Consider the following 24,315-nt stretch of genomic DNA (forward strand, 5'->3'; position numbering starts at 1 on the left):
GTCAGGGAGGTTTGATATGCGTGCGTTGTTGCTCGCGAGCACACTTGTCATCGTTGATAGCGGGGCCGCGCTCGCGGCGACCCAACGCGCCGCTTCGCCGGTGCGCAGCGTCCAGCTGATCAGCATGACGGGGCGGTCGGACGTCGCCGCCGACGGTAAGGATGGGACGGCCGGGCCCAGCATGGAGGGTCCGGCCGAGGCCGTCGTAGCGGATGTGGAGGGCTTCCGGGTCCACGATCTGAGCCGTCGCTGGGTCGAGTATCAGATGGGTGAAAGACTCGCGGCAGAGGCCGGCGCAACGACGGCGGTCGCGGAGGAGGACCCCTTTGCCCCGGTCGGTGTTGCCCAGCTCGGCGCCCCGGCCAGTCAGACGGCGGCACTTGCTCCATTTTCCGCGATCGCCGTGCCGGCATGGATGCGCGGCGGCCCGGTATTCGCTGCGGCTGCCACGACCTTCGTCCCCGGGTGCTCGCCGACAGGATACCGGCGAAGCGGCTTCCTGCCCGCCGATGCCGAAGTCCGCCGCCAGACATATTTCTCGATGATGAGCAACGTCGCCTGCGAATACGGGATTCCGGTCGGGCTGTTCGATGCGATGATCATTCGGGAGAGCCGCTACAATGCCTCCGCGGTGTCCCCGAAAAGCGCATTTGGCCTCACGCAGCTGATGCCTGGGACGGCCGCGGGTCTTGGGGTGAACCGCTACGACGTGGAGCAGAATCTTCGTGGCGGAGCGCGGTATCTGCGTCAGCAGCTCGACCGGTTCGGTGCCTATCACCTGGCGTTGGCGGCCTACAATGCGGGGCCCGGGCGCGTCAGGAACGGGAGTGTGCCGCGGATCGTCGAGACCCAGGATTACGTCTCGAACGTCCTGCTCAACTGGTCTCGGCTCAGCGGCGTTTCGAGAGTTGCGACTATCCAGACGAGTGCATCGCCGGCACCGCGCCGTGAGCCTTTCGTTCGCGCCGCCACGGTGTCGAGCTTCTGAGAAGTCGTGCCGATCGCACGGGGTGCCCCGCGCTAGAGGAGTGGGTCGCGTCCCGATCCGAATTGCGAGCGACGCTGGAGGACTGCCGTGATCTCGGTGACCATCCGCTTGATGACCGCCGACTGGAAGTAGGTGCCCCACTCGCTGCGGATCTCGCTGCCGTCCATGCCCTCGAGCTCCTGAAGAGCCTCGACGAGCCGGTGGGGCAGACCTTTGAACAAGGTGCTCAGCATCGCCACGAGTGCGGTGAAGCGATCGTCCTGCACGAGCTCCATCTCGCGGGTCATCTCGACGCTGATGACTGCCTGCATGAGGTCGATGTTAAGGGCCCTGAGGATCGCCTGAAATTCCGGCAAGCTCATCGAGGCGCGCTTCTCCGGGTCCCGGTGAAGGATCGTGCCGAGCCTGCTCTTCTTGATACCTGAGCGCAGCGCCATGGTCCGGATGCCGATGTCGTTGGCCTCCATCGCGCGCATGATCATCGGCACATAGTCGGCCGCTGCTTCAGTTTCTGCCTCGAGGGGCAGCTCCTGCTCCATTCGATTCGTAAGCGATGACACTTTTCGCCCCCGCAGTCCTTTTTGCGGACAGAGCGACACAATCAAACCTTATCGGTCTTGGCAAGCCCTTCGAGAAAAGCCCGAGCACCCCTCACATCCGAATTTATCTAATGCGCACAACCTTTTCGCCCTCGTCACGACCACGCCCGCGCGCGGTTTTTGGCGGCTTATGCTCGTCGATTCCGATCTTGCTCAACAGCTTGGCGGTGCCCTGCTCAACCACATAATCGAACAGCAGCATGGAGATAGCGTCGCCGACCGTCAGGGCCGATCCGAGATGCTTTTCGAGTCGCCGCTTGGCCTCCGTCAGGCTTTCCGCGCTGGTCTTCGTGATGCTTAGATAGATGCGGATCGGGCCCTTGGTCGGCACCTTCTCGAGGTGCTTGCGCAGCGTTTCCACATCGTGCTGCTCGATCGCGCCTGCGGCGCCGGCGGTGGCCCGCGCGTTCACGAGGTTCCCGAGCGACTGGTAGCGCCGTGTCTGATTGGAGTGAATCCGCAGGCTCTCGGTGGTCAGCCGAAACAGATACTCGGATACGTCGAGGGTGTACCCCCGCATTGCCTGCCCGCCCATTCCCGCATGTCCCTGCTTGCCTGGCTTCGGCTGAAGTCGCCAAGGTGAAGTGACATCCCCCTATACGACTCGTCCGGGGCGAGCCAAGTGTACCCGCACAGGGACTTGCCCGCAAAGCCGGACCTGGGTCCGCAACCGCGGACAGCGCGCCTAAAAGCCGGGACAAGGTGTCCGCGAATCGAGATGAAGAATCGTTCTTCGCGGACGATGTTTGGCTCTGCCGAAGGTTCTTTAGGCACGGCCGCTAGATAAATCCGCCGAGAGCCCTGCGGTTCCAACAAAAGCCGGTTGTAGCGAAAGTCGTCGGGGACCCACCCTTCATTTGGGCGCGGAGGTGCCGCGTCTCCATCGAAGGGAAACTCTTATGCAGTCTCTGCTGAATCGGAGCGGGCGCATGGAGATGGCGATCCTCGCCCTCGCTGTGATGCTGTTCGCGCTCCTGTGGTTCGCCGGGCCGGCCTTTGCCGGTGCGGATACCACGTTCGACACGGCCCTTACGAAGTTCACCGACTTCCTCGAGGGGTCGGGCGGCAAGGTCATTACCGTGCTGTCGCTCGCCGGCGGCATCGTGGCGCTCGCCTCGGGCCGCTTCTCCATGGGTCAGATCGCCATTCCGGTCGGCGTCGGTGTCGGCGCCGGCACGGGCATTCCGATCGTCACCTCGACGGTGACGGCGACGATCTGACGCAACGAGCCTGGCGCGTCGGGGTGGCAGCCTCGGCGCCGCACAGGGGGAGGGTGGTGCAATGGCCGCAGACAAGTACGCGATCCCATCTCATCTGGACGATCCAGAACTGATCGGGCTGTGGACGCTGGATGAGTTCCTGGCGATGGTTACGCCATTCGTCTGGGGGATCATGACCCAGCACATCGTCATCGGAACGGCGTTGGCATTCGCCGGCTGGTGGGGATTGAAAAAGGCAAAAGCGGGTCGTGCCGCGTCTTGGCTGCTCCATCTGGCCTATTGGCATCTTCCGGCCGGCTTCACTGGCCTGAGGGCCACGCCACCCTCTTATCTCCGACTGATGGCGGGCTGAGATGGACCTCGCATTCAGCCACGCAAGCAACCAGCGGGTTCTTCGCCAGCGCAACTTCCTGGTCGTGGTCGCCGGCGCGCTCGCGGCGATAACAGCGCTGCTGCTCGCCTTCGGCATCTCGCGAGACCGCGAGATCGTCCTCCAGCCCGTACTGCGCTCGCCGGTCACAGTCAGCAGTGCCGGCGTCTCCCGCGAATATCTCGAGATGATCACGCGCGACGTGGTGGTGCTCACGCTCGACCGCAGTCCGCAAAACCTCGAATATTGGATGAACGCGGTGCTCGAGATCACATCGCCGCGCGTTCAGGGCAAGATCAAGGCCGACCTCCTCAAGATCGTCAACGAGCAGCGCGGCTCCTCGATCTCTCAGTTCTTCACGATCGAGTCGATGGACATCGATCCCAAGAACCTGCGGTCTGAGGTGACCGGCGAGCTCCACACCATCGTCGGCAACAAGGTGATCTCCAGGGAGCGCCGCACCTTCCGCTACGACTGGGAGTATGAGGGCTTGTCGCTCCGCCTGGTCGGCTTCGGGATGGTCCGCACCGGCAAGGAGCAAGACAAATGATGGCTTTCTATGCCGTCGGCAGCGCGGCTGCAGGCACCATCCTCATGTCCCGCATCTACTGCATCCTGAGCAGGGTGGCGGGCGCATGCCTGATCACGCTGGCGGTCTTCCTGTTCGCGCAGCCGGCATGGGCAGACCAGACGGTCGTGGCCGCCGACAGCGCCCAGGTCGACTGCCAGGCGTCGGCGAAGGACCTGACCCGGATCAGCCTGGTCGATGACGAGTTCGCGAGCGTGTCGAAGATCTCGACCGGCAACCCGCAGGACGATTTCTCGGTCGTCAACGAGCCGGTCCGGGGCGACATCTACCTGAGCGTGCCCGAAGGTTTCGGCCGCCCGGCGCTTTCCTTCTTCGGCACGAGCAAGCGCGGCTACGTCTACAAGTTCGTCTGCCGGATCGCCGGCGACCAGGCGGCGCAGGTGTTTGTGTCCAATCCGGCGATCGCCCGGGAAAAGGCAGCCGAGGGCTCGCCCCAGCAGGTCGCCGCGGGGCCGCAGGATGCCGCGGTCGAGCTCGTCCAGGCCATGTACGCCAACAGCGTCGCCGACGGCTATGAGATGCGGCAGCGCGCGCTGAAGCCGGTCTATGTCGGCAAGCTCAAGGTCCAGATGATCGCTGAATATCGCGGGCAGGACCTGACCGGCAAGGTGCTGCGCATCGAGAACACGGGCGATGCGCCGACCGAGCTGACCGAGCGCACGGTCGCTCCGGCAAGCGCGCTCGCCGTCTCCATCGCCGAGCCCAAGCTCGACCCGGGGAAGGTCACGACGGCCTACCTCGTCTCCCAGACTGTGAGGTAAGCCATGGCCTTCTCGGACATTTTCAATCGTAAGCGGAGGCCCCTCGACGAGGCGGAGGGCGAGGGGGTCTCGCCTGTCGGAGGCGAACTGGCGGGCAACGAAGCGGTGCGCCGCAAGCAGCGAATGCTGCTCGCCGGGGTCGCCGGCGTCGGGCTGGTTCTGTCCTCCATGTGGATCTTCAGCGGCGACGAAGGAGAGAAGGCCGCCGACGCCGATGGCGCCGAGAAGGTCGAGGTCTCGACCAAGGATCTGGTGAACCGCAACCTCTCGCAGCAGGAGTGGATGGCGCTCTCGGAAAACCGGTTCGAGTCCACCGAGAACCAGCTGAAGTCGGTGAACGGCCAGCAGGCGAGAATGGACAATCTCGCCGCTCAGATCGAAGCGCTGAAGGGGCAGAACTCGTCGATGCAGGCCGATGGCCAGCGAGTGCTGTCCGCTTACCAGGCGGAGAATGAGCAGCTCCGCAAGCAGCTGAACGAGCGGCCTTCGGCGCCGCCCCCGGCGCCTGGCCCGGCGGCACTGTACGGGCGAGGCGGCCCGCAAGCCTATCAGCGGCCGGACGCGCCGGGCGAAGCCGGCGCAGCGCCTCCGCTCAGCCGCGCCGCCGAGGTCAAAATGGTCAGCTTCTCGTCTTCCGACACGGGGACCGCGTCCAAGGTGGCGAAGGGCAGTACGGTCTATACCGACAGCCCGAACTATCTGCCGCCCAACAGCTTCGCCTCCGCCAAGGTCATCGTGGGCGTGGACGCGAGCGCTGGCGTGAACAGCCAGACCGACCCGCTGCCTGTCGTTCTGCGCGTTACCGGGCCGGCGCGCTCGGTGCTGCAAAACGGCAAGCTCCTCACGACCAAGATCCAGGGCTGCCTCATCAACGGCGCGGCGCGCGGCGACCTTTCCAGCGAGAAGGTCTACGTCAAGCTGCAGAAGATGACCTGCCCGCAGCCCGGCGGCCGCTACGCCGTCTCGGAGGTCAAGGGCTTCATCGCGTTCGGCGGCAAGACCGGCGTGCGCGGGCGGGTGGTCAGCCGCGAGGGTTCGCTTGCCATGCAGGCATTCCTCGCAGGCCTCGTCGGCGGTGCCGGCAACGCGCTGAACACGGCCTTTCAGCAGCCGCTGGCGACGATCAGCACCGATGGCGAGGGCGGCATCAACCGCACCCCCAGCCTCGGCAATGTCGGCCTGCGGGCGCTCGGCGGCGGTGCAGCGGAGTCGGGCAGGGACGTCTCGAAATATCTGATCGAGCGCGCCGAACAGTACCAGCCGGTCATCGAGATGCCGACCGGCGTCGATGTCGAAATCGTCTTCCTGGAGGGTGTTTATGTCCGCAATTGATCGCTTGCGCCGGAGCGCGTTCGCGCGCCCCTGGAAGCTGCTCACCGGCGTCGCGGCGCTTGGCGTTGCCAGCGTTGCCCTCGCGGCCCAGGTCGCGGGTCCGAGCAGCGTCGAGGTCACGAACCTGCTCAAGACGCGCCTGCCGAAGACGCCCCTGACCCAGGTCAATTGCGAGAAGGTGCGTGGCCTCTGCGAGGTGACGGCTGGGTCGAACCTCTTCTACGTCGACGCCGGCGCCCGCTACCTCATCATCGGCCGGGTCTATGACATGGAGACGCGCCAGGATCTCACCGCCGCCCGGCTGCTCGAGATCAACCCCGACATGCTCGTCGGCGGTGCGGCCAAGGCCAATGCTGCGGCTGCGGAAGGCGAGGGCCAGGGAATGGAAGCGGCTCCGGCGCAGGCCAGGGTCGAGAAGACCGCGCTCCCCGCGCGGCCGACCAGGCTGGCGCTGGAAGGACTTCCGAAGGACGGCGCGATCGTCTGGGGCAATCCGGCGGGGCAGACAGTCACGGTCTTCACCGACTTCCGGTGTGGCTATTGCCGCGCGCTGACGAACGTGCTGCGCAGCATGGATGTTCGGGTCGTCGAGCGGCCGATCTCCGTTCTCGGCAGCCGCGATATCGCCGACCGCGTCTATTGCGCCAAGAATCGCGAGGAGGCGCTGCATGCCGCCTATGCCGGCGAGCCGCTCAAGAGCGGCCCGTCGTGCGATACGTCGGGCCTCGATGCGAACGAGGCTTTCGCTCACAAGCACGGCCTGAGCGGGACGCCTGTGATCGTGCGCAGCGATGGGGCGATGCTCGAGGGCTATCGGCCCAGGGAGTTCCTGCAAAGCTGGCTCAAGGACGGACGCTCGTGAGCGCGCCGCGCCTCAGCCGTCGGGCCGCTGTCGCCGCGCTTGGCTTCGGCACGCTGATGAGCCTGAACGGCTGCACGACCTTCGGCGGCAACGTGAAGGGCAGCTTCACCTGCCAGGCGCCGGACGGCATCTGCGCGCCGTCCTCCACGATCGACGATCGCGCGCTGGCGATGATCTCCGGTGACGCCGGCGATGTCATGATCCCGGCAGGGCCCTATCCGACACCGGCACAACAGCCCCGCGCCCTGCGCACCGCTGTGGCAGCGCCGCCCTCAGACGCACATGGGCAGGTCGCGCCGCGAACCCGCGAGAAGGTGCTCCGCATTGTGTTTCAGCCCTATGTCGATGACCGGGGCCGGCTGCATGAATCGAGCGCCGTCCACGCGGTCGTCCAATCCGAGTGGCAGGCGCAGGCGCTTGCGGGTGCGACCCCCATCCCCGACAGCAGGTCGGCTGATGCACCTGTTCAGCTGAGCCTTGTCGATGCGGTCGAGCGCGAGGCTCCCGGTGTGGTGGACGTTGCCGCGTTCGACCCGAACATGCCGGACCCGAATGTGGTGGCGGCTGCCCGGGCCAGAAAGCCGGACCCGGTGGAAGCAATCAAGGCGGATGTCGCGAGCCGTCTGGCCACCAAGGTCAAGGCGGCGGGCGGCGCGCCGACGGTTGGCGCGGCCGCCCCGGCATCCTCTGCGTCGGGGTCGCAGCGGCCGACTGCTTCGGTCATGGCCACCAAGCGCGCAGCTGGCGGCGGCGAGACCGCCGCGGCGGGTGTGCCAGCCAGCCGGCGAAGCGAGGCGCCGGCTCAAGCCAAACAGCGATCGGAGGGTGCTCCCGCCACGAGCACTGCGTCCGGCCAGGAGGCAGCTGCGCGCGTGAAGGCGAGCCAGGAGTACCAGGAAGCGCGCGAGCGGGTCGAGGACAGCGCGCGCGGCGGCGCCGGAGCGACGCCCGGGGCGGGGCTCACGACCCTGACGAGCCCCACCGTCCGCGCTGCGAGCTTCCCCGCCGCGGTTCCGGAGGACAACTGACATGAGCGTAAAGCCCCGTTTCTACGACAACCTGCTCTCCGGTCTGTTCGGCGATAGCAAGCGACCAGAGGCCGAGCGTCCGGACTTGGCCGTGCCGATGCTCGCGCATTGGCTGCCCTATCGCAGCTACGACCCGAAGACGGGCATCTTCTACAACTCCGCCTCGCGCGGATTCGTGATCGAGGTCTCGCCGCTCGTCGGGGCGGATGAGCGTACCGGCGAGATCCTGACACAATTCTTGTCCGAGGGCATCCCGGTGCCCGGATGCCTGCAGTTCCACGACTGGATGAGCCCGCGGATCAGCGAGCGGCTCTCCAAATGGTATCTGCCCCGCTACTCGGCGAGCGGCGTCTACGAGCGGATGGCCAAGCATCGGGTCGACTTCCTCACGGACGGCGTGTGGAACTCGCTTTCGGCCGATGCGCCATTCTGTCTTCGCAACCACCGCGTCGCCATTTCCTATTCGACGCCGGAAAGCTCGCGTGTCTCGGCCGAGGAAATCGTCGCCGTGATGGACGGCCTCATCTCGGTGCTCGGCTCGATCGGGGTCTCCGCGCGCAAGATGGATCCGGTCGCGCTGATCGGGTGGATCGACGACATCACCTCGCCGACCACGGCCGCGGGCGACGACGTCATCAGCTACAATCCGCTCGACCCCATCGCTGACCAGGCGGTGCGCCGCGACATCGAGATGAAGGTCGACCCGGACCGCATCCTGCTGCGGACCGAACGGTTCCGTCCGACCGGCAAGGAGGTCAACGGCGCACCCGAGATCGGCGAGATCTATCCCGACGTATTCGACGTGCGCTCGTTCTCGGTCCGCAATCTTCCTCAGCGCTGGGCGCCCTGGGACTGCGCGCGGCTGATTGGCGACATGTTCGCCGACAAGCTGCGAATGCCGTGCCCGGTCTCCACGAACTTGTGCCTCGACTTTCCCGATCCCCAAGCCTCGAGCAACAAGGCCGGCTTCAAGTTCATGCGCACCACGAGCCTCGCCGACTCCAAGTCCGCGCGCTTCCTTCCCCAACTCCGCGACCAGTCCCAGGAGTGGAAGTTCGTCAATGACGAGATCCGCCAGGGGCGCAAGCTCGTGCGCCTGTTCTACAGCGTCACGTCATTCTCTCCCAAGGGGAAGGGAGACGCCAACGAGCGCGTCCTCAAGTCGGTCTACCGGGCCGCAGGCTGGGACCTGCTCGACGACCGCTACCTCCAGGTGATGGGCCTCTTGTGCGCGATGCCCATGACGATGGCGAACGGGCTGTCCCGCGACCTCGAGCGCATGAAGCGCATGCGGACCATGCTCAGCACGACCGCGGCGAACCTGGCTCCCATACAAGGCGAGTATCTCGGTGGTCACACGCCGCACCTGCTCCTGATCGGCCGACGGGGGCAGCCCTTCTTCTGGAGCCCGTTCGAGAACGCCGCAGGCAACCACAACGTGGCGGTGTTCGGCAAGTCGGGATCGGGCAAGTCGGTCGCCCTGCAGGAGCTGTGCGCCTCGTTGTGCGGCGCGGGATCCAAGGTTGTCGTGATCGACGACGGCCGCTCCTTCGAGCACTCGGCCAAGCTGCAGGGCGGTGCCTTCGTCGAGTTCACGATGTCGAGCGGCTTCTGCCTGAACCCGTTCTCGATGATCGACGCCGCCCAGGCGGCCGAGGACGAGGACTATCTCCTCGACTGCATGGCGATGCTCAAGGCCATCGTGAACCAGATGTCCCGCCACATCGACCGGCTGACCGACACCGAGCGCGGCCTGATCGACGGCGCGGTCAACCGCGTCTGGGAGGCCAAAGGCAGGAACGGCTCGATCGACGACGTGATCGCCGCGCTCAACGAGACTGGCAACGAGCTCGCCTCGCATCTCGCCATCGCGATGATGCCGTTCTCGAGCGCCGGCACCTACGGCAAGTTCTTCCAGGGTGAGGTCTCGTTCGAGCTGCAGGCACAGCTCACGGTGTTCGAGCTGTCCGACCTGTCCTCGCGCGAGGAACTCCGCAGCGTCGTCCTGACCGCGATCATGTTCATGTCGCAGCAGATGATGCGGAAGGTCGACCGCTCGATTCCCAAGGCGCTGCTCCTGGACGAGGCCTGGCAGATGCTTCGCGGTGGGGCGATGGCCGATTTCATCGAAACCTACGCCCGCACGTGCCGCAAGTATGGCGCCTCCTTGGTGACGGCCACGCAGTCGCTCAACGACTACTACAAGTCGGCCGGGTCCATCGCGGCCCTCGAGAACAGCGACTGGTTCGTGATCCTCCAGCAGAAGCCGGAAACGATCGCCGACTTCAAGAAGCACGATCGCTTCGAGATGGACGACTATACCGACGCACTGCTCCGCTCACTCAAGCGCAACGGCTTCGAATATTCCGACATCATGATCAAGGGGCCGGAGACGCTGGCGGTCGGCCGGCTGGTCCTCGATCCTTTCTCTGCCGCGCTGTTCTCGTCGAGTCCGCGCACCTTTGCTGCCATCGAGGCGATGGTTGCCGGCGGGCTCAGCATGGATGAGGCGATCGAGCGGATCGCGTTTCCCGAAAACCCCGAAAAATGGACGATGCCCGCCGGTGATACGGCGGCAATCGCTGCGGAGTGAACCCATGGCGACCATGCTCACAAAGCCGACCACGCCCAGCTCACGACGCCCATCGCGCGGGCTCGATGTCGGCTTTCTGCTTTACTTCTACCTCCACATGGCAGGGTTCCTCGCGTCGACCCTGCTCATCACCTGGGGCCTGTTCGTCCTCTTCTTCCTCGCCATCGGCGGCTTCTCATTCGACGGGATGATGCACCAGCTCGACAATCTTGCGAGCCGGTACGTCGCCGCCGACGCCGCTCGCATCACGTCATTCCGGCACGTCCTGATCGTCGCGCACATGCTTCTCGCGGCCGCGGTCATCTTCTTCCGCCGGCACAGCATCCTGCCTTCGCGCGATCCCAAGGGGAGCAACACCGATGTCTGATCAGCCCCAGCTCGACCTTCAAGCTCCTCCGGCGGCGCCGAAGGCCGCTGCGCCGGCCCGTTCGGGACGTGGTTTCGGCGGGTTCACGCGGGCTCAGCTGGTGATGGGCGCGATCCTGATCGTCGCACTGATCTGGGCGATGTGGGTGACCAAGGCCCTCGTCGAGCCCCGCGAGGAGCATATCGTCAAGGCGAGCCTCTCCAACATCGTTGGCGAATATGTGAGCGCGCAGGCGCGCTCCGCGTCGCCGCCCGGGCAGGTCGAGGCCGAGATGCGTGCCTTCATGTCCTCGCTCGACCACGAACTCCAGCGCCGCGGGGCGGGCGGGCAAGTGGTGCTGGTCGGCGAGGCGGTGCTGACGAAGAACGTGCCCGACATCACCGACAGCCTGCGGAAGGCTGTCTATGCGAGCGGCGTTCGCCAACCCCGGCCGGCGAGCGCTCAGGAGATGCAGCAGCTCCAGCAGCAGATGGCGCCGGGACTGGCGACGCCATCGACGCCCGGCGGGCCCGCTGCCGCTGCCGGCGCAACGCTCGAGCCGATGGCGGCCGTCCCGGCCGGAGCAGCCATGCCGCAGGCCGGCTCCGGTGCCGGCACTGCGCCTCCCGCGGCAATCCCCGGGGCAGCGATCACCACCTTTGGAGGTCCCGATGGCAGTGGCGGTCAGTAATGTGACGGCCGCCCGCTGGCGGCCGCGCAAACGACTTTGGGGCCTGTATGGCGGTCTCGTCGCGGGAAGCGTGGTGCTCGGCGCGATCAGCGACTGGCGCGACAATCACGCGCTCCTGATCAACACCACCGACTCGCTTCCGAACTGGGCGTTCGTCATCCACCGGAGCAAGGTGCCGGTCAGGGGCGAGTACGTCTTCTTCGATCCGCCCCCCAGCGACCTGGTGCGGCGCCATTTCGGCGACAAGCCGCAGATGTTCGGCAAGATCGTCTACGGCCTGCCGGGCGACGTTGTGGCGCACTGGCACCGCGCCGTGACGGTGAACGGACGGGTCGTGGGCTACACCAAGCCCACGACCAGAAGCGGCGAGCGGCTCGCGATCGGGCCGAGCGGCGTGATACCGGCGGGCTGCTACTATGTCGGCACCCCCCACAAGGATGGTTTCGACTCCCGCTACGCAGCGATCGGCTTTGTCTGTCGGCGCCAGATTGTCGGCACCGGCGAGGCGATCCTGTGATCCGCGCGGTCGCTGCCTCGCTCGCCGGTGCTGCCTGTCTGGGCGCCGGGGTCCTGGTCGCAGGATCGGAGCGCGGCGAAGCGCGGGACTTCGGCCAGCTCGGGCAGACGTTCCCTGTCATCGAAGCCGACCTGCTCTCCACGATCGAGGCTCGGTTACAACGCGCGCAGGCGACGGGAGAGATGGACCGCGTCAACGCAGCCTTCGCCAAGCGCGTGGAGGCCAAGGTGCGGCGCCCGGTGCCGGTGGCCGGCATCACGCCTGCCGAGGAGCCGCGGGCCTGGGACTATGACCCGAGCATCACGCTCGAGCGCGAGATCCGGGACCACAAAGGACAGGTGATCGCGCAAGCCGGGCAGAGGATCAATCCGCTCGACTTCGTCTCGATGCGGCAGAGCCTCGTCTTTGTCGACGGCGACGACACAGCGCAGGTCGCGTGGGCGACCCGACGGTTCACCGAGCTCAACGCGAAGATCATCTTCGTCAACGGCTCGCCGATCGAGTCGATGACGGCGCGCAAGCGCCGGTTCTTCTTCGATCAGGACGGTCGCCTGACCGCCAAGTTCGGCATCCGCCACACCCCGGCCGTGGTGTCGCAGACCGGCAGTCTGCTGCGCGTCTCGGAGACCGTCCTCAAGCCGGGAGCAAAGAGCTGATGCCGCTTTGGCTGGACCTTCTGCGGACCCCCATGGCCGCACCGGAAACCGGCGCCCTTCGCCGCATGCGGCTGGTGTGGCAGGGGCTGTGCCTGTCGGTCGCGTTGGTCGTGGGGTTCTTCGCGCGGTTCCATGCCGCCCTTGGCCGGGCTGCGCCGTGCCTCGCGGCCGCGCTGCTCGCCGCGGCGGCGCTGTACACCTGGCTCTATCTTCGCCGGAAGAATGTGGCCGACACCGCCTTCCTCCAGGAGACAGGGGAGGCGGGCTGATGCGCTGGCTGAGGGCCATCCTCGGCGTCTTGGGGCTGCTGCTCGTGGTGGTGGCCTTGGCGCCGCGCGCCGAGGCGGCACCGACGTGCACGGGCAAGTTCGTGAATCCCATCACGGACGTCTGCTGGTCGTGCCTCTTTCCGCTTTCGATCGGCGGGGCGAAGATCTGGCCGGGCAACCGCCCCGACACCAACAATCCTGCGTCGCCGGTCTGCGCGTGCGCCGACCCCTTACCCCGGATCGGCATCTCGGTTGGCTTCTGGGAGCCCGCGAGGCTGGCGGACGTAACGATGAAGCCGTGGTGCTTTTCCAATCTCGGGGGAACGCGGATCGCGCCGGGCTTCGACATCGGCCAAGGCTACCTAGCCGGGCCGTCGATGGTAGGCGGCCGATCACAGAGCACGGCGAAGTGGCACGTCCACTGGTACGTCTACCCGCTCCTATACTGGATGGAGATCCTGACCGACTTCATCTGCTTCGAGCAGGCATCGTTCGACATCGCCTATATGACCGAGGTCGATCCGCTGTGGCAGGATGACTCGCTGACCGCGATCATCAACCCCGAGGCGATCGTCTTCGCGAACCCGATCGCGAAGGCGGCGTGCGCGGGCGACTGCATTGCGGGAACCGCCGCGCTGCCGCTCGACGCGCTGTTCTGGTGCGCGGGGTGCCAGGGCAGCATGTATCCGCTCAACGGCAACATTCCCGCCTCGATCGGGCATGTCCAGTCGTCGCGGCTCGCGCTTTCCCGGTTCGCCTACAAGATGCACCGCGAAGGCCTCGCCTGGGGCACGATGGGCTCGCAGGGGCTCTGCAAGAAGTACCTGATGCCGATCATGCGGAAGCAGCAATACCGCTTCCAGATGGTCAATCCGATCCCGACGGTGAGCGGCCGGTTCGCCTGCTCGGCGATCGGCGCCTCGACCATGCCGCCCGATGCCGGACGCGCCTTTCCCGCCGGCGGCGAGGACATGGGCTACCTCGTCTGGCGCAAGCGCAACTGCTGCGTGTTCTGAGGAGAGAGACATGCGTCTTCTGACATCCGGCATCGTCGCGCTTCTCGGCACCGCTGGCCTTTCGGCATTGCTCGCGCAATCCGTCGAGGGGGTCGACGTTCAGGCCGTCAAGAAGCGCGCGGCCGACATGGCGGCAGAAGCGCAGGCCTTCGTCGACCAGGTGAAGGACCGCGGTGACGAATTCCGCGAGCAGGCGAGCGTCGTCCGTAAGTCGGGCATCGACAACATGCAGCGGGTTGCCGCGACCGATCTGCCAAAGGGACCGGAAGGTAAGATCGACTTTGACGAGCTGGTGCAGGGCGCGGCGACAAATGCCAATGTCCCAGGGGGCGATGCCCCGCAGTTCATCGCCTTCGCCAGCCTGTCGATGCCGCCGGCGTCGCTCAAGCAGTTGATCGCCGATACCGCGCGGGCAGGCGGCGTCGTCGTTTTCCGCGGCTTCCCCAACAACTCGGCCAAGGAGTTCGTCAGCCGTCTCGGCCAGGTCGTGCAGAAGGGCGACATGCCGAATATCGGCATCGACCCGCGGCTTTTCCGCGCCTTCGACGTGCAGGCGGTACCGACATATGTGGCGGTCTCGTCGACCTTCGACTTGTGCGCCGGATTTCACTGCCAGACCAAGGTTCCGCCCCATGATCGCATCGAGGGCAACGTCACGGTCGACTATGCCCTCAACACCTTCGCGGAGGCCAACGGACCGGGCGCGCGCATCGCATCTGTGGCGCTCGGCAACCTGGCGCGGAGCCGGCGCCAATGAAGCTTCGCGCCATCGTGACCGTGCTTGCCGGCGTCTGCCTGACGATCAGCTCTGCTGGCGCGCAGCAGATGACGATCGAGCAGGCGCGCGAAGAGGGCAAAGCGTTTGGCAATGCGAAGCGGGGAGATGAGAGCCTTGTTCCCAGCTCGGAGGCGCAGGCCCAGGCCGTGCCGGGCTATTCCGGGACCAATCAGCCGCAGAGCACCTACTTCGACGATCCGGACGCGCTCATCGCAGCGGGGACGGCCCAGCGCTCGACCAACGAGTCCTACCGGACCGTCACCGATGCGGACCGCACGCGGCCCGCCTTCAGCAACGCGGAGATCCTTGCGACGACTTCGCGCGCGACGTCGATCGAGAACGATCCGTCGGCTTACCTTGCCGATGAGAATATCGGCTCGACCACCGGCCAGTGCCAACCGCTCCCGCCAGGTTCCGGCGCGGGAGGATATTACGAGGCGACGTGCAACCAGGGAACGAAGCTCGACGAAGTGCCGAGGTCCTGTTCCATCAGGATGGCGCCTGAGATCACGAAAATCGATGCGTACAAATATTTCGTCGTTCCCGACAGCGCCTACGGTACGCCGTTCGCACGCTATTCCTCGATGGCGCCGCACGTCGCGGCCGGAACCTGCAAGCCCACGGGCGTGGCCATGCAGGCCTGCGCCGCGCACCGGATCTATGGCGTGTCCACCAACAAGTTCTGCGATGACTACTATGCGACGGAGTATGTCTGCTCGCAGAACCTGAGGGATATCGCCCTCTTGCCGAGCCCCATCACTGGCGAGGGCTGGCACGAGAAGACCGTCCAGACCAGCGTGACGGTGAAGCGGGTCGACGGCTGCGCCGAAATGGCAGCCGATGCGATGTGCACCGCTGCCGCGGCCGGCGAGGTCTGCACCGAAGGACCTGAGACCCGGATCATCGACGGCGTGCCGGTCACGCAGGCCTGTTGGGCGTGGAAGCGCGACTTCACCTGCAATGTCATGAGCGCAGGTAACGACTGCGGCGATCTCGACGCGAACCGACAGTGCACGTTTCTGCGCGAGGACTGCCTGGACGACCCGCAGCAGGGTGCGTGCAAGGTCAAGGAGAAGGTCTATCGTTGCACGACACCGGACACCCCGACCTCAAACGCACCGCAGTACATCTGTGGTGACGACGTCTACTGCATCAACGGGGACTGCGAGCCGATCACCCGCGAAGCCTCGACCGAGTTCAAGGACGCCTTGGTCGCGTTGCACGCGATCGACGACGCTTCAAAGGGCTTCGACCCGAACAACCTCACCGTCTTCTCGGGGACGCGGGACACCTGCCACAAGCCGGTCTTCGGCCTCATCAACTGCTGCGCGGGCAAGGTATCCGGCGCGCTGACGGTCGCCGCAGGCGGCGCAGCGCTCGCCGGCGGGCCCGTCGCGATCGCCGCGCTCGCGACCCCGTTCCTCGCGCTGTTCGCCTGCTCCCAGGACGAGATGAAGCTCGACATCAAGGACCGCATGGGGTTCTGCCACAAGGTCGGGACCTGGTGCTCGTCCAGCTTCCTCGGCATCTGCAAGACGAAGAAGACTGCCTATTGCTGCTTCGAAAGCAAGCTGAGCCGTGTCCTTCAGGAGCAGGGCCGCGTCCAGCTCAACAAACCGTGGGGCAAGCCCAAGAACGAGCAGTGCAAGGGCTTCAGCATTGCCGAGTTCCAGCGGCTCGATCTCTCGAAAATGGACTTCACGGAAGTGTACGCCGACTTCCTCGACGCGGCCAAGCTGCCGGACGAGGTCCAGACCATGACCGAGATCCAGTCCAAGATTCAGAATTACTACGACCTGCATGGAGGCAAGCCATGACCAGCCACGAGCCAGGGGATCGACATGACGGCCACGGCGAATGACCTGCTCTCTGCCGGCGCTCCAGGGTGTGACTGGAAGATGACCGTGTTCGAGCTGGCGATTTTCATGTGCCTGTATCGCGCCGGGCAGCCGCGGCGCGTCGAGGACATCTGCAAGGTGATCGGCGGCTGGTTCGAATGCGTGGTCGACCCGCCGGCCGCAGCCGCGCCGATCGAGCACATGCTGGCCAATCGATGGGTCGCGGAAAAAGGCCATGGCCTTTGCGCAACCGAGGAAGGCCGTCGTGCGGCGCGACCGCTGATGAGCGGCATGGTGCGGATGCTCGATCACGGGACGCGGCTGATCGATGTCGCCCTGATGATGTCCGTGCTGCGCTTGTCGAAAGGAGAACTGGACCATGGCATTCGCGATCTTTGAGCCAGCGATCCTGGCGGTGCTGCTCGCCGGCGCCGGCCAGCTAGCGCCTGCAGCGCCTATGTCCGCGCCCGCGTCGCCGTGCAGCCGTCACGCAACCATCACCCCCGCCTTCGACTGCTGCCTCGACCTCGCGCTGTGGAAGGCGCCGCCCACCGCATCGCTCAACCACCCCGCGCCATCCCTGGACGGTGCGGCCGATCAGAAGGAAGGACGATAAGCATGTCGAAAGTCGCGAAGCTGGCGATGCTCCTGCTGGCGGTCGCGCCCCTGGCAGCGCCGCTGCGGGCGCAGGACGCCGAGCGCCGGGACGACAGCGTCGAGGCGTCCGACCGCGGCGACGATTTCTACTGCGGCGAGCGCAGGCTCGGGCAATGGTTCTACTGCACCAAGCCGAAACCGCCCGAGACCGCGAAGGCGCAGCCACAGACGCCCGAGCGGAGCGCGGCGGAGCGCCTAGCCGCCATCACGCGGGAGCTGGATGAGCTGAAGGCACGGGCGATCCTCGATCCATCGGAGGAGAATGTCATTGCCTATGTCCGTTTCCAGCGCGAGCAGCTGGACCGCGCGTCGACCTTCTCGGACACCTGGCAGCGCGCCCTCTGGCAGAACCCGGACATCGACTACACGCTGCAGCGGCCGGTCAACACGGTGGCCAAACGCGCGTGGCTCGACAACCGGAAGGCCGACCGCGACCAGGTCCTGACCAACCTCGGTCAGCGCTACGGTCTGTTCTACTTCTACGCGCAGAGCTGCGGCGCGTGCGAGGTCTTCTCGCCGATCCTGCGATCGGTCGCGGACGGTCACCGCATGGCGGTGATGGCCGTCTCGATGGACGGCGGGCCGAGCCGCGACTTCCCCAACTATGTGGTCGACTCCGGCCAGCGCGCGCGGATGGGGATACCCGGCAACGAGACGCCGGCGCTCGTCCTGTTCGACACCGCGACGAAGCGCACCATCCCCGTCGGCTACGGCATCCTCAGTGCCGATGAGATCATGGATCGCATCTTCATGCTCACCAACACCAAGGTCGGGAGCGACTACTGATGTCCATTCAACGGCAGAAGGGCCGGCTGAGAAGGCTGGCTCACCGGGCCGGCGCCGCCCTGACCATGGTCGCCGCCTCGCACTTCGCGCTCATCGGTGTCGCACGGGCCGACGTCGCCTCGGAGATGAACGGGTTCTTCAACGACGCCGGCGGCGCGGCGAACGTCACCGGGCCAACAGCGTTCCAGGGGCAGTCGGCTGGCTATTACTCGCTCGGCAACGTCTGGACGCGCTTCCCGCAGAAGAGCGTGTCGCCGTTCAATCTGCAGCTCCCAAGCGCGCGGGCCGGATGCGGGGGTATCGACCTGTTCTCCGGCTCCTTCAGCTTCATCAACGCGAGCGAGATCGTCGCGATGCTGAAGGCGACGGCGAACAACGCGCTGGGCTTCGCCTTCAAGCTGGCGATCGACAGCGTCTCACCCGAGATCGGCAAGGTCATGGACGAGTTCAGCCAAAAAGCTCAGCTCCTCAACCAGATGAACATCTCAAGCTGCGAGACCGCGCAGGCGCTGGTGGGCGGGATCTGGCCACAGATGGAAACCACCCGATCGACCATCTGCGAGGCTGTCGGCAACAGCCAAGGCGTCTTCTCGGACTGGGCCGCGTCCCGCCAAGGCTGCAACAACGGGGGCCAGAGGGACGCGACGCTCGCTGGCAACACCGATCCGGCGATGAAGGAGCAGATCATCGGCGACCCGCACAATTATACGTGGGAGGCGCTGAAGAAGTCGTCGAAGTTCGGAGCGTTCGACCAGGCCTTCTCCGAATATGTGATGACGCTGGTTGGGACGATCGTCACGACCCCGCCGACAGGCAGCGAGCATGGCCCGAAGGTGGTGATCTACGGACCGGCCGAGGAGGCGGTCGTGACGGCATTGCTCGACGGCACCGCGAACGCGCCGGCAGTGAAAATCCTGAAGTGCAACAACGACCCGTGCACTGATGTCTCGGACCAGACGCTCAGCGTGCCTGCGTCAAGCGCGCTGCGGCCCCGGATCGCGACGATGATCAAGAGCATGAGCTCCAAGATTCGCAGCGACAGCGCGCTCGACGCAGCCGAGAAGCAGCTGCTGAACATGGCGACTGTTCCGATCTACAAGATCCTCGCGGTTCAGGCCTACGCCCACTACGCGCTCACCGACGGCGAAATTCAGACGCTCTCCGAGATCGTCGCGGTCGATCTGCTGAACGCCATGCTCGACAACATGCTCGACAGGGTGGAGCAGGCGAAGGTCTTCTACCAGACCGCGGATCAGGAGACGGCCTCGCAGTGGCGCCAGCAGATCGCGGCGACCCGCGCCAAGTTCGCGCAGCGGGACGTGAAGCTCAGCAACAAGCTCCAGGTGACGATGCAGATCATCAACCGGAGCATCATGCTCGAATCGACGCTGCAGAACACCATGACGCCCGGCATGTCCTCAGCGCTCAACTTCTCGCGAGGATTGAACGCGCAGGGCTTGCTCTAGGCGCGCAACAGAGAGGTAGCGGCGTGCTCGAGGTCTACACCGTCGGCGGGGGCGAGTATCTCGTCAATACCTTCAACGCGGTCGCCGCGTGGGCGGGGGGAGGGGGCTATCGCTCTCTCCTGCGGGTCGTGATGGTGATGGGGCTGATCTATTCGCTGCTCGTCGTGGCCTTCACCCTCAACTTCCGCGCGTGGTTGAACTGGTTCCTTCAAGCGACGGGCATTTACCTGTGCCTCATGGTCCCGACGATCGACGTGAAGGTGACCGACCGCCTCAATCCAAGCCTCTCGCCCGCGACGGTGGCGAATGTACCTCTCGGCCTGGGGGTCCTCGCGAGCTTCACCACCCAGATTGGCGACTGGCTCACCCGGACGGCCGAGACCGTCTTCGTCATGCCCGGAGAGCTCAACTACACTACGAACGGCATGGTGTACGGCGCCCGGCTATTCGACGCGACCCGCAATTTCACTATCCGTGACGCGGAATTCTCGACCAACCTCGAGAACCACTTCAAAAACTGCCTCTTCGGCGATGTGATGCTCTACCAGAAGTCGCTCACCAACTTGGCGAAAGCGCCGGACCTATGGGCGGCGATCGGGCCGGGCTCGGAAGCGCGGTCGCAGGAGTGGCTGGAGCGGCAAGGCGACGGCTCGGTCCAGAACTTCATTGTCACGTGCCGACAGGCCTATGACACGCTGAACGGCCAATGGGCGAGCATGATCGAGGCGAGCGCGGAGCCTTGGGCGAAGGAGGTCTATCCCAAGCTCAGCAATGCTGTCGCCGCGGCGAAGCTCAAGCACGACGTCCCGATCGTGAATGCGGCCTTTACAGGCTCGGGTGACGACTTCACCGGCGTCATGAGGCAGAACACCGCCATCAACGCCTTCATGCAGGCGCGAAACTCGATGTCCGGCGGGAGCGGGGCGGCGTCGATCGACACCTTCGCGCAGACCCGCGCGGACATTCAGGCCCGCAACACCTACAATTCGATCGCGCAGCAGGCGATGGCGTGGGTGCCGATCCTGAACATTGTCCTGACCGTCGTCTTCTTCGCGATGTTCCCTGTGATCTTCCCGCTCTTCCTGCTCCCCCAGACCGGGCTGAGTTCGTTGAAGGGCTACGCGATGGGGTTCTTCTATCTGGCGGCCTGGGGACCGCTCTACGTGATCCTCCACATGATCTGCATGACCCGGGCCGAGGCAGCCTCGAACGGCGTCGCTGCAGGAGGGATGTCGCTCGGAAGCTATGCCGGCATCGGCGCGGTGAACGGCGAAACGGCGACGATCGCCGGCTTCATGCTGATGAGCATCCCGTTTTTGGCGGGCGGGCTTGCACGGGGCGCGATGTCGATCGCGGGACAGGCGACGTCGATGCTGGCGCCGGCGCAGAATGCCGCGGAAGCTGCTGCGCTGGAGCAGACCACCGGCAACTACTCCTACGGAAATGTAAGTTGGGCGAACTCGACCTCGAACATGCGGCAAGCCGACCAGTGGCAGACGGCGCCGAGCTTCATGGGTGGCGCGGCGAGCGTCGGCTGGCGCCAGGACAACGGCGCTGTGATCAGCGGTTTCGGCAATGGCCAGGAAGTGTTCGACACCGGTGGCGCGATCTCGCGGCTCTCATTCACCCCAACCGTGACCACCGGCACCGTGGCGGAATGGCGGGAGATGGCGACCGAGGCGCACCGTCAATCGCAAGCCTACGACAACGCGGCTCAGGAGATGCTCACCTGGACCAAGACCGACCGGAGTGCGCACGGGACGTCCAGCGAGCGCTCGTCAGGCTGGGATTCGAGCAGCGGTCGGTCGTCGAACACCTCTGTTGAGCAGTTCGATCGAACGACCGGCAGCAGCTCGCAAGGGTTGGAGGATCGGTCGTCAACGGGGCAGAGTCTGACGGTAACAAATGGCCACGACCGATCGGCAGGCACCCTCAACCAGGTGACGGGATCGTTGTCAGCGGGTCTGGGCGGCGGAGGTCAGAGCGGAACTGGCAAAGCGTCGTCCCGCCTCCCAGGTGTGGGCGGCAGCGTTTCGGCACAGGGCCAGCAGAATGACTTCCTGCGCCATGGTACATCAGACACGAGATCTTCGGACAGCTCTAGCTCTGCTAGCAGTGGGGTGCGGGACGAGCACGCTAATGGCACAGGCGCAACGTCGTCAGATGGCACCTATGACCGCTCGGGCGTGTTCAGCCGCGCGTCGACTACGTCCAGTTCGTCACTCACTCACGAGCAGGCGCTGGCGCGCGCGCGGTCGTATACGGAGACGGCTCGGCAGCTCGAAGAATTGTCGCAGCAGCTCTCCCGCGACGCCAGCTACGCCGAAACGCACGGCATGCAGCTAAGCGAGAACATGAGCCAGGATCTAGCGCAGTGGTACCGGGCGCAACAGGCTTCAAACCCGGGTCTGGATGCTCCGGAGCTGTGGGCGACCGATCTCAGCGACCACCAGCGCGCCGTTCGGCAGGAGATGGTCACTCGCTGGATGCGCGAGAAGCAGGACGACATTCGCGAGGAGATTGCCGGCAAGCTTCAAGAGCCCGACCTCGTTGAGGTAAGCAGGCCGAGCATCGATAGCGCGGCGGACGTCGCGGGCTCGTATCGCCCACAGGGCACATCTGGCATTCCGTCTGGCCCTGCCGGCGGCGACCCTCGGACCGCACAGTCAATCATCGAGGCCGGCGCGGACCGGCTTGAGAGCGATCGTGGCGCGGCGCGGGCTGCTCGGACTAACGCCGCGCAGGGATCGGTTGACGTACAGCAGGAGGTTCACCGCGATCACAACCGCGGCTTCTTCAACGACCCGAAGCTGCGTGAGTAATCGTGTACTCTAGATTGCGACAAACAAGTAGCCGACGAAGCCAGCTAGAAGAGCATACGCCAGCAGGTAGGCAGCTGCGCCTGCCTTGCTAACATTGCCTTCGGCATCAGTGACTGGGCCGTGGGGTTCGACGCCGTCGTCTACGAGAAGCATTATCGGACCGCCAGGATTGTCCTTGGTCGCCGCGAATGTCGCTGTATCGAGCGTCAGCATGAGAACCTCCGAACCTACCCAACATACAAGGTTCGAGGTTCGATCACAAGCAATGGAGACGCGAAGCCGAGATGAAGGCGTTCCTCACCCGCGCGGTTACGCCGTCCCGCCACGATGCAGGCTGCATCGATTACGAACCGCACGAGGTGGACGGGCAGCCCGGCACCTTCGTCTTCTACGAGCGCTGGATCGGCCGGGAAGCGCTCGATGCCCATCTCCACGCGCCACGCATGCAGGAACTGGTGCCGCAGCTCCTGGAGCTGATGGAAGGCTCGATCGAGGACGGGATCAGGCTCCTGCAACCGTTCCGCCCGGCCTGAGTTCGAGCGCCGTCAGCGAAGGAGGATCAGCGCGGAGCTCGAGTCTTTGTAGCGGATTGGGCCTGTGCAGCGTGGGAGGAGCGACGGTGCTCACCGTTGCCGTCAGCCGGCCGCCGGTCATTCCTTGCAAACTCATGACCAGGATAGAGCGCGCGCCGCACCTCGTCAGTGATCGTGTAGACGGCCTGGCGCTGGGCACCGCGATTATGATGATCGACGCGGTAGCCCTGATAGTGACGCTGCATGAGGCCGGCCTTGACGAGCTCCGAGACCGCGCGGCTCACGTTCGTGCGTCCGGAGAGACGGATCCGCTTTTGGACTTCGGCTGTGATCAGCCGTGCGGCGACCGCCGCGTCGGCGGGAAGCTCATTGCGCTGCTCGAGTTCCGCTCGAACCTTGTCGGCGATCGCAAGGCGACGGGGGTCGCGCCGGGCCACGGGCACCAGGGCATCGCATAGCCAGTCCCGCACCGGCACTAGGCGGTCACCTTCACGGACGTAAGGGCCGGCCGAACCACTTTGGGCGCTCGCCTGTGCAATCAGATTGAGTACCATGAAGCTATAGCGGGGCCGCTCGCAGACTGACGTCAAGCGATCCAGAAGGCCCGGCAGGTCCAACGCAGGTGCGGCCTGCGGCGCTGCTCGTTCCGCATTGCCTTCGGCGGCGAAGAAGTCCGGTTGGAACATGAGAACGAATCAAGCACATCTCGATTCTCATGTGAATCCCTCTTGTTGTGGCGCGTCCATTTTATCGAGGTGTCGCGTGCCTGGCTCGCAAGCCGGCACAGCCGCCAAACGTTTGGGCGCCCGGACCTCAGCGCGATGTGGGCTCATGGCTGTCGGGGTCGTCGAGCCACGTCGGAATATCGCGTCGTGCGTCGAGCACGCGCCATATGTCGATGTGATCGTCGCGTTCGACGTAGAAGACGAGCCACGGAAAGCGAGCGAGACGACGATGTCGCAGACCCGGCAACATAAGCTCGTGCGCGTAACGCGGAGAGCCGATGCCCGGTTGCTCTGCGATCGCGCGGTAGGCTGCTTCTAGCGAGGTCACGAAGCCGAGCGCGATGTCCGGCCCAGCCTCGTGAGCATAGTGGTCGATGGCGTTCTCGACGTCGCGATGGGCCTGCTCGCGGGGCACGACCCGCTTCATGGTCATGCCGTGCGGCGAGCCCGCACGCGCAGTCCTTCGAAATAGGTGTCGTCTGCTGGGGCGCCCGGGGCGGATTCAGCGCCGTCGAGCAGCAGCCGGCGCAATCTCTGGCGGTCCTGGTCCTTGCGGATGAGCTCGCGGACATACTCGCTGCTCGTGCCGTAGCCGCGGCCGGCAACCTGCTCGTCCACGAAAGCCTTCAGCGTATCGGGCAGCGAGATGTTCATCGTGCTCATGGCCGCGATAGTTAAGGGGTTTGGCAAAATTTGGCAAGGGGAGCCGCCCGTCCTGCGCCTTCTGACGACTAGTCCGAAGCTTTGCCGATCCGGCGAGGCTCGGGAGGGAATGAACAGCTGTGGCACTTTACCGGCGGGGTAAAGTGCCACGAGCGGTTGTCTTCGCGGCGAGAAACTGTGGGGGAGGTGATCGGCTCAGTGGGGAACAGG

At 65.4% G+C, this 24,315-nt stretch carries 29 protein-coding genes; 23 read left to right on the top strand and 6 right to left on the bottom strand.

The window, feature by feature from the left end:
- Window positions 1-16: 16 nt before the first annotated feature.
- On the top strand, window positions 17-988 hold the full coding sequence (locus SCLO_RS19505; protein WP_066519545.1) for a lytic transglycosylase domain-containing protein: 972 nt from the start codon (window positions 17-19) through the stop codon (window positions 986-988).
- Between the two features lie 32 nt (window positions 989-1,020).
- Here SCLO_RS19505 and SCLO_RS19510 read toward each other — a convergent pair whose 3' ends face one another.
- On the bottom strand, window positions 1,021-1,527 hold the full coding sequence (locus SCLO_RS19510; RefSeq protein ID WP_066519542.1) for a hypothetical protein: 507 nt from the start codon (window positions 1,525-1,527) through the stop codon (window positions 1,021-1,023).
- Window positions 1,528-1,651: 124 nt separating this feature from the next.
- Window positions 1,652-2,122, bottom strand: coding sequence for a hypothetical protein (locus tag SCLO_RS19515; protein ID WP_066519536.1), 471 nt, complete (start codon window positions 2,120-2,122; stop codon window positions 1,652-1,654).
- Between the two features lie 364 nt (window positions 2,123-2,486).
- Between SCLO_RS19515 and SCLO_RS19520 the strand changes: the two genes are divergently transcribed.
- From SCLO_RS19520 to SCLO_RS19620, 21 genes are all read left to right on the top strand, one after another.
- Window positions 2,487-2,807: a TrbC/VirB2 family protein gene (locus SCLO_RS19520; RefSeq protein WP_030541416.1), complete on the top strand. Its 321-nt coding sequence runs from the start codon at window positions 2,487-2,489 to the stop codon at window positions 2,805-2,807.
- Window positions 2,808-2,868: 61 nt separating this feature from the next.
- Window positions 2,869-3,159 carry a type IV conjugative transfer system protein TraL gene (gene traL, locus SCLO_RS19525; RefSeq protein WP_007406717.1) on the top strand — a complete coding sequence of 97 codons (291 nt, stop codon included), beginning with the start codon at window positions 2,869-2,871 and terminating at the stop codon, window positions 3,157-3,159.
- A gap of 1 nt (window position 3,160) precedes the next feature.
- Window positions 3,161-3,727, top strand: a complete 567-nt coding sequence (locus SCLO_RS19530; RefSeq protein ID WP_042469291.1) for a type IV conjugative transfer system protein TraE — start codon at window positions 3,161-3,163, stop codon at window positions 3,725-3,727.
- Entirely contained in the window at window positions 3,724-4,527 is an 804-nt protein-coding gene (locus tag SCLO_RS19535; RefSeq protein WP_066519535.1) for a type-F conjugative transfer system secretin TraK, read from the top strand. The genes SCLO_RS19530 and SCLO_RS19535 overlap by 4 nt, the downstream gene beginning before the upstream one ends.
- 3 nt (window positions 4,528-4,530) lie before the next feature.
- Window positions 4,531-5,859: a TrbI/VirB10 family protein gene (locus SCLO_RS19540; RefSeq protein WP_066519534.1), complete on the top strand. Its 1,329-nt coding sequence runs from the start codon at window positions 4,531-4,533 to the stop codon at window positions 5,857-5,859.
- Window positions 5,846-6,721, top strand: a complete 876-nt coding sequence (locus SCLO_RS19545; RefSeq protein ID WP_066519532.1) for a DsbC family protein — start codon at window positions 5,846-5,848, stop codon at window positions 6,719-6,721. Before SCLO_RS19540 ends, SCLO_RS19545 begins: the two co-directional genes overlap by 14 nt.
- Window positions 6,718-7,749 carry a TraV family lipoprotein gene (locus SCLO_RS19550; protein WP_066519530.1) on the top strand — a complete coding sequence of 344 codons (1,032 nt, stop codon included), beginning with the start codon at window positions 6,718-6,720 and terminating at the stop codon, window positions 7,747-7,749. The genes SCLO_RS19545 and SCLO_RS19550 overlap by 4 nt, the downstream gene beginning before the upstream one ends.
- A gap of 1 nt (window position 7,750) precedes the next feature.
- Window positions 7,751-10,342 carry a type IV secretion system protein TraC gene (gene traC / locus SCLO_RS19555; protein ID WP_066519528.1) on the top strand — a complete coding sequence of 864 codons (2,592 nt, stop codon included), beginning with the start codon at window positions 7,751-7,753 and terminating at the stop codon, window positions 10,340-10,342.
- Between the two features lie 13 nt (window positions 10,343-10,355).
- Window positions 10,356-10,709 carry a hypothetical protein gene (locus SCLO_RS19560; RefSeq protein WP_096362245.1) on the top strand — a complete coding sequence of 118 codons (354 nt, stop codon included), beginning with the start codon at window positions 10,356-10,358 and terminating at the stop codon, window positions 10,707-10,709.
- Entirely contained in the window at window positions 10,702-11,379 is a 678-nt protein-coding gene (locus SCLO_RS19565) for a type-F conjugative transfer system protein TrbI (RefSeq protein ID WP_066519512.1), read from the top strand. The genes SCLO_RS19560 and SCLO_RS19565 overlap by 8 nt, the downstream gene beginning before the upstream one ends.
- Entirely contained in the window at window positions 11,360-11,896 is a 537-nt protein-coding gene (locus SCLO_RS19570) for a S26 family signal peptidase (RefSeq protein WP_066519510.1), read from the top strand. The genes SCLO_RS19565 and SCLO_RS19570 overlap by 20 nt, the downstream gene beginning before the upstream one ends.
- The gene (traW, locus tag SCLO_RS19575) at window positions 11,893-12,552 is read left to right on the top strand and encodes a type-F conjugative transfer system protein TraW (protein WP_082730940.1); all 660 of its coding nucleotides are present in this window, start codon (window positions 11,893-11,895) and stop codon (window positions 12,550-12,552) included. Before SCLO_RS19570 ends, traW begins: the two co-directional genes overlap by 4 nt.
- On the top strand, window positions 12,552-12,821 hold the full coding sequence (locus SCLO_RS19580; RefSeq protein ID WP_066519508.1) for a hypothetical protein: 270 nt from the start codon (window positions 12,552-12,554) through the stop codon (window positions 12,819-12,821). The genes traW and SCLO_RS19580 overlap by 1 nt, the downstream gene beginning before the upstream one ends.
- Window positions 12,821-13,837: a conjugal transfer pilus assembly protein TraU gene (gene traU / locus SCLO_RS19585; protein ID WP_066519503.1), complete on the top strand. Its 1,017-nt coding sequence runs from the start codon at window positions 12,821-12,823 to the stop codon at window positions 13,835-13,837. Before SCLO_RS19580 ends, traU begins: the two co-directional genes overlap by 1 nt.
- Window positions 13,838-13,847: 10 nt before the next feature.
- The gene (gene trbC, locus SCLO_RS19590; RefSeq protein WP_066519501.1) at window positions 13,848-14,594 is read left to right on the top strand and encodes a type-F conjugative transfer system pilin assembly protein TrbC; all 747 of its coding nucleotides are present in this window, start codon (window positions 13,848-13,850) and stop codon (window positions 14,592-14,594) included.
- A complete protein-coding gene (locus SCLO_RS19595) occupies window positions 14,591-16,432 on the top strand; it encodes a conjugal transfer protein TraN (RefSeq protein ID WP_066519498.1) in 1,842 nt (613 codons plus the stop codon). Before trbC ends, SCLO_RS19595 begins: the two co-directional genes overlap by 4 nt.
- 24 nt (window positions 16,433-16,456) lie before the next feature.
- Entirely contained in the window at window positions 16,457-16,852 is a 396-nt protein-coding gene (locus tag SCLO_RS19600; RefSeq protein WP_231726493.1) for a hypothetical protein, read from the top strand.
- A complete protein-coding gene (locus SCLO_RS19605) occupies window positions 16,833-17,069 on the top strand; it encodes a hypothetical protein (protein WP_066519497.1) in 237 nt (78 codons plus the stop codon). The genes SCLO_RS19600 and SCLO_RS19605 overlap by 20 nt, the downstream gene beginning before the upstream one ends.
- Window positions 17,070-17,071: 2 nt before the next feature.
- Complete coding sequence (locus SCLO_RS19610) at window positions 17,072-17,896, top strand: conjugal transfer protein TraF (protein WP_066519496.1); 825 nt, start codon at window positions 17,072-17,074, stop codon at window positions 17,894-17,896.
- Window positions 17,897-17,961: 65 nt separating this feature from the next.
- Entirely contained in the window at window positions 17,962-19,362 is a 1,401-nt protein-coding gene (locus SCLO_RS19615) for a conjugal transfer protein TraH (RefSeq protein WP_066519584.1), read from the top strand.
- A 23-nt stretch (window positions 19,363-19,385) separates the two neighbouring features.
- Window positions 19,386-22,184 carry a conjugal transfer protein TraG N-terminal domain-containing protein gene (locus SCLO_RS19620; protein WP_066519495.1) on the top strand — a complete coding sequence of 933 codons (2,799 nt, stop codon included), beginning with the start codon at window positions 19,386-19,388 and terminating at the stop codon, window positions 22,182-22,184.
- A gap of 9 nt (window positions 22,185-22,193) precedes the next feature.
- Here the strand turns inward: SCLO_RS19620 and SCLO_RS23060 are convergent, their stop codons facing one another.
- On the bottom strand, window positions 22,194-22,397 hold the full coding sequence (locus tag SCLO_RS23060) for a hypothetical protein (protein WP_123905545.1): 204 nt from the start codon (window positions 22,395-22,397) through the stop codon (window positions 22,194-22,196).
- A 71-nt stretch (window positions 22,398-22,468) separates the two neighbouring features.
- Between SCLO_RS23060 and SCLO_RS19625 the strand changes: the two genes are divergently transcribed.
- Window positions 22,469-22,717 carry a putative quinol monooxygenase gene (locus tag SCLO_RS19625; protein WP_096362243.1) on the top strand — a complete coding sequence of 83 codons (249 nt, stop codon included), beginning with the start codon at window positions 22,469-22,471 and terminating at the stop codon, window positions 22,715-22,717.
- A gap of 26 nt (window positions 22,718-22,743) precedes the next feature.
- On the opposite strand, the gene SCLO_RS19630 is transcribed toward SCLO_RS19625, so the two are convergent.
- The 3 genes from SCLO_RS19630 to SCLO_RS19640 form a co-directional block, all read right to left on the bottom strand.
- Entirely contained in the window at window positions 22,744-23,403 is a 660-nt protein-coding gene (locus tag SCLO_RS19630; protein ID WP_082731042.1) for a hypothetical protein, read from the bottom strand.
- A 127-nt stretch (window positions 23,404-23,530) separates the two neighbouring features.
- Window positions 23,531-23,875 carry a type II toxin-antitoxin system RelE/ParE family toxin gene (locus tag SCLO_RS19635; RefSeq protein WP_066519486.1) on the bottom strand — a complete coding sequence of 115 codons (345 nt, stop codon included), beginning with the start codon at window positions 23,873-23,875 and terminating at the stop codon, window positions 23,531-23,533.
- Window positions 23,872-24,105, bottom strand: coding sequence for a type II toxin-antitoxin system ParD family antitoxin (locus SCLO_RS19640; RefSeq protein ID WP_030541394.1), 234 nt, complete (start codon window positions 24,103-24,105; stop codon window positions 23,872-23,874). The genes SCLO_RS19635 and SCLO_RS19640 overlap by 4 nt, the downstream gene beginning before the upstream one ends.
- Window positions 24,106-24,315 lie beyond the last annotated feature (210 nt).

This window comes from Sphingobium cloacae (assembly GCF_002355855.1).
Lineage (GTDB): Bacteria > Pseudomonadota > Alphaproteobacteria > Sphingomonadales > Sphingomonadaceae > Sphingobium > Sphingobium cloacae.